Origin of the sequence: Flavobacterium azizsancarii, from assembly GCF_027980145.1 — a bacterium.
Lineage (GTDB): Bacteria > Bacteroidota > Bacteroidia > Flavobacteriales > Flavobacteriaceae > Flavobacterium > Flavobacterium azizsancarii.
In genome coordinates, this window is record NZ_JAMZNK010000108.1 from 1 (window position 1) to 988 (window position 988).

Annotated in this window: 1 protein-coding gene; it reads left to right on the top strand. The window is 28.3% G+C overall.

The window, feature by feature from the left end:
* Nucleotides 1-959: IS4 family transposase (locus tag NJT12_RS24810; protein WP_271338790.1), on the top strand; the 959-nt coding region annotated here is incomplete at its 5' end.
* Between the last annotated feature and the right edge of the window lie 29 nt (nucleotides 960-988).

Genomic DNA, 988 nt, shown 5'->3' on the forward strand with positions numbered 1-988 from the left:
TTTTAGCTGTTGATGGTTCAAAGATAACCCTGCCGTTTACTGAGGAATTAAAAATATGTTTTGGCGAATCTAAAAATCAGACCAATACATCAATAGTTCAGGCAAGATCATCTGTATTGTATGATGTATTAAATGGGTTAGTTTTAGATTCAGTTTTAGAAAACATAAAAACAGGAGAAAGAGAGTTAGCCTTGAGCCATAAATCACATTGGAAAGAAAATGATTTAATAATTTATGACCGGGGATATCCTTCTTATGACTTTAAATACGAGCATATTAAATCGGGAATTGATTATTTAATAAGAGTACAAAAAAATCATAGTAAAATAGTAAGTTCTTTCATCTTAAGTGAGAAAAGAACTTTGATTGTTGATGTTTTTCCACAAGAAAAACACATATTTGAAGGGAAAGATTATGATAAAACTACTAGTATAAAAGTTCGTTTAGTCAGGGTTGATTTGCCTGGTGGAGAAATTGAAATTTTGATGACATCTTTATTAGACAGTCAAATTTACCCTTCAAATATATTTAAAGAATTATACTTTTTAAGATGGGGAATTGAGACCTTTTACGATGAATTAAAAAATAAATTAAAAGTAGAATATTTCACAGGTTATTCTAAGATGAGTATTGAGCAGGATTTTTTCTGTGCTGTATTTATCAGTAACCTGCAGTCAATTATTGTAAACGATTTAGAAGAAGAATTAAAGGTTAAGAATCAAAACACAAAATTAGATTATAAAATAAACACAAATTTGTCTTATGGATTTTTAAAAAACCGAATTTTAGAATTGCTTTTTAAAGAAGCTCCTTTGGAAGAAGTATTCAAAGAGTTAGAAAATTTATTTCTTCAAAATACAATTCCAATTCGATTAAATCGTAATAATAAACGGGAAGCAGGTAAATACAGAACTAGAGTAAGACCTTTAGTGCTTAAAAATCAAAAAGATGCGATATGAAATTTTCTTAACTTAATGACATTGCGCTC